The 3,760-nt window shown below is 50.1% G+C and carries 5 protein-coding genes; 2 read left to right on the forward strand and 3 right to left on the reverse strand.

Annotation, left to right across the window (positions count from 1 at the left end; all coding sequences use genetic code 11):
• Positions 1–126: MBL fold metallo-hydrolase (locus tag ACXJJC_RS06610; protein WP_456370375.1), on the reverse strand; the 126-nt coding region annotated here is incomplete at its 3' end.
• A gap of 63 nt (positions 127–189) precedes the next feature.
• Here ACXJJC_RS06610 and ACXJJC_RS06615 point away from each other — a divergent pair.
• Positions 190–600, forward strand: coding sequence for an archease (locus ACXJJC_RS06615; protein WP_456370368.1), 411 nt, complete (start codon positions 190–192; stop codon positions 598–600).
• Here the strand turns inward: ACXJJC_RS06615 and ACXJJC_RS06620 are convergent.
• Complete coding sequence (locus ACXJJC_RS06620; protein WP_456370370.1) at positions 597–1,772, reverse strand: argininosuccinate synthase; 1,176 nt, start codon at positions 1,770–1,772, stop codon at positions 597–599. The genes ACXJJC_RS06615 and ACXJJC_RS06620 overlap by 4 nt on opposite strands.
• 389 nt (positions 1,773–2,161) lie before the next feature.
• Here ACXJJC_RS06620 and ACXJJC_RS06625 point away from each other — a divergent pair, with 389 nt between their 5' ends.
• A complete protein-coding gene (locus ACXJJC_RS06625; protein ID WP_456370372.1) occupies positions 2,162–2,443 on the forward strand; it encodes a hypothetical protein in 282 nt (93 codons plus the stop codon).
• Positions 2,444–2,522: 79 nt separating this feature from the next.
• On the opposite strand, the gene ACXJJC_RS06630 is transcribed toward ACXJJC_RS06625, so the two are convergent.
• Positions 2,523–3,760 (reverse strand): PGF-CTERM sorting domain-containing protein (locus ACXJJC_RS06630; protein ID WP_456370373.1); only part of this gene is annotated, 1,238 nt, incomplete at its 5' end.

Below are 3,760 nucleotides of genomic sequence, written 5' to 3' on the forward strand. Positions count from 1 at the left end.
TATGCTGTCTATCTGCTCTCTCGCCCTCTTCAGGTTTCCGGGAGTGCCGGTGTCCACGAGGTACCTTTTCTCGTCTCTCTCGATCAGGTAGCAGTTGCAGCCCCTGAAGTTCAGCCTCGCTATCATTCCACCACCGGTGCTATATGTGGTCTCCCAACATTTTTAATTTCCTGCCCGCGAAGTTTCACCATGTACAGATTTCTCGATCACACGGCCGATGTGGCCTTCGAGGTGGAGGCGGATGATCTGGCTGGACTGCTCAGAGAAGCCTCCCTGGCATTCTACGAGGCGTTCACGTTTCAGGAACTCCTCTCTGAGGGAAAGGTGAAAACGCTGGAGGTTGAGGAGGACAGTCCCGACTACCTGCTCTTCGCATGGCTGAACGAGCTGCTCTACCTCTTCGACACCGAGCACTTCGCGGGCAGGTCTGTGGAGGTGGGGGTTCACGGGGATGACAGGCTGGTGGCAAGAGGGAAGATTCTGGGAGACGCCCTCTCTCCGGAGAAGGTGAGGCTCGAACCCAAGGCAATAACGCTCCACAACTTCAGAGTTGAGAAAAGAAATGGAGGGTGGTACGCGTTTGTTGTGGTTGATATCTAATCCTCCCTTCTTAGTATTTTCCTGTATATTCTTCCCTGGAGCCCGTGGAACAGCGAGAATCCTTCAGCCATGGACTGATCTATTGCCATGGAGTCGAAGGACGTGAGCTCCTCTCTGTAGAGCGCGTACTCCGAGTGTCTCGCTACAGGCATGACGTGGCCGTCACCCAGCCTGAGCTTCACCCAGCCCGTAACCCTCTCCTGAGTTCTGTCAATGAACGCGTTGAGCGCGTCGAAGAGAGGGTCGTTTGTCAGGCCGTAGTAGACGAGCTCAGCCCACTCCTCCTCTACGAACCTCTTGAATTTTAGCTCCCTCCTGCTCAGAACGAGCTTTTCGAGATCTCTGTGGGCAGTTATGAGTATGGTGGCTGCTGGATGCTCGTAGTTCTCCCTTGCCTTCAGACCGAGGACTCTGTCCTCCATCATGTCCGTCCTGCCTATCCTGTGCAGTCCGCCAATCCTGTTCAGCTCCTTTATCAGCTCGAAGCCATCCATTCTCTCGTCGTTTAACGCAACCGGAACACCTTTTTCAAAGTCGATCTTTATTATCTCCTCTTCATCAGCGCCACCTTTCGTCCATTCGTAAATCTCTTCAGGCGGTACGTAGGATGGGTCTTCGAGCTTCCCACCTTCCACGCTCCTGCTCCAGATGTTCTCATCTATGCTCCACGGTTTTTCCTTCGTAACGGGAATGTCTATACCGTTCTTTAGCGCATACTCAATCTCCCACTCTCTGGTGAGGTTGAGCTCCCTCATGGGTGCGATGACCTTGAGGTCATACTCGTAAAAGATATTGTCAAACCTGAGCTGGTCATTACCCTTTCCGGTTGCACCATGGGCTACTGCTTCGGCATTCTCCCTGATCGCGATTTCCGCGACCTTCCTCGCTATTATCGGCCTCGCAAGAGCGGTTCCGAGCACGTAACCCTCATAGTCTCCGTTTGCCTTTATGAGCTGGAAGAGGGCCTGCACGAATTCTTCTCTCGCGTTTACGGTGTAGTGATTGTCTGCATACTTTTTGCCCCTTTCCTCTGCCCTCTTTACCTCCTCTTCAGGCTGGCCGATATCAACCGTGACAGTGATAACCTCTTCGAATCCGTACCTTTCCTTTAGCAGAGGGATGCAAACGGTTGTGTCGAGACCTCCTGAATAACAAAGGACCACCTTGCTCATAGCGTGAGACTGACGGAGATATATAAAGGATTTTTGGATATTCCGAGATAAAGGCCGATGACAAGAATAGCTGGGTCGATTCTACTGACCCTCGAACTGTACGTTTTTCACTCGCTTTGCATACACGGAGGTGGGCCGGGGCTAGTTCCCAAAGTGGGCAAACTACTTCCCCCAAATCGAAAAATGTTGGGTATTTTCTCCAGCAACTGCCACCCGTAGTCTGTTCAGCAGACTACCAGCTGGATTTGCATGCTTTCACCTGGAGAGGGCTTGTGCCTCCCCCTACATAAGCTTTTTCGGTTTTTAGTTGGTTTGTTTCCTTTGCAGAGGAATTTTATAATGTCTCTTTTGATGGGAAGGATTGTTAGTTGTTTGTTGATGATTTGAATATGTTTGAGAAGAGATCGGGTTGGAGGTTGTGTAAGGGCCCTATTAAGGCCCTTAAATCCAGGCTGATGAATCTGTTGCAGAGATGGCATGAGTTCAAGGTAGTCAGGTCCGCTATTGAGGATGTGTTTAAACTCGCAAAATCTTTCGGTCTGAGGAGATTGCACCGATATACGAGGAGATCTGTGTTGAAATTTGTAGCTCTGAATGTCCTTTTGATTGGCGTGGTTGTTGCTCTGGGATTTAGAGAAAAGAAGGTGTTGCAGAGGCTGGCTGAGATGTGATTTTGTAAGGGGCCTAGACACCATTTATACAGCAGGCTTGGTGGATAGCATTAAAATAAAAAATAAATATAAAATTGTCTCAGCGTCTTCTTCTCAGGATATATGCAACCGCGAGCAGACCTGCAACGGCGAACACCGCCTCAAAACCGGGTCCCTGTTTCTTCTCTTCTGTCTTGGTTGGTGCAGGTGTTGGCGTCTCTGCTCTGGTCTCTGTCTTTACGGGTGTTGGAGTTGGTGCAGGAGTCTTGGTCGGTGTGGGCGTGGGCGTTGCGGTTGGTGTGGGTGTTGGTGCAGGGGTCTCCTCAGGTGTCGGGCTTGGTGTCGGTTTGATCCACATACCGCCACCGCCGAAATATATTGGTATGATCACTATGGACTTCGTGGCAGTTATGGTGTTCCCTGCCGCATTTATGTACGCTGCGTGTACGTTAATTGTACCTGAGTTCCGCACAATTATTTCGAAAGATACCATTCCGTCTGATCCGGTGAATCCTGTTGCTGTAGCCAGTCCAGAAAGTGTAACTTTGCTATTTTCAATCGGATTACCGGCATTATCGACCACTTTAATCTGGAGGACAGTGGTGCCCGCACTTTTCACCTTGTCCGGGGCAATTATCTTTATACCTGGTATGGCTACAGTTTCAGGACTTGGGTCGTTTACAACCAGCTTGGTTGTTGTTTCATTTGTTGTAATCGTTGCGTTTATCCCGATCTGCGTGGCGTCAGTTGTGGCAGAACTGACTGTCAGATAAACTGCCAGTTTGTATGTTGAGTTGTCCGGAACTGCTGCCGCAGTGGAATTCAGACTGCTGAGGTTTACGCATATCGGGAATCCACTAAACGAGTTGTTGTATCCAAGCAGCGTCCCATCTGCTGCATTCAGAACCGTGACATTTGCTATATCCGCAATACTGCCGTAACTCATGCCGGTTATGTTGAACCACTGCAGCAATGCGCCCGTCGGGTCGTTCCTGTTCTCGGCATATGTTACCGTGTAGGCAAGGTAGGTCTGATCGGGCTGCACGTAAGTTGTAGCCGAATCATTGACTGTTGTTATTGCAAGGATTGAGAATGGTCCAGCAGGAGAAGAATCTCCGGTTCCATTGCTCACGACAATGCTTTGTGGCATTACCATCACTTGATAGTATATTCTGCTCTCGGGGATGTCGCTGCTGAGGTTTATTGTCAGGAAGAAGCGGGCACCGGTTGCTGGGATTGATGCGGACAAACCCGTAAAGGTCGCATTTATATCATTCGCAGATATGCTGGCAATCAACCCGTCACCGGAATCGAACACACCATCACCGTCGTCTTTCC

This window comes from Geoglobus sp., assembly GCF_054018175.1.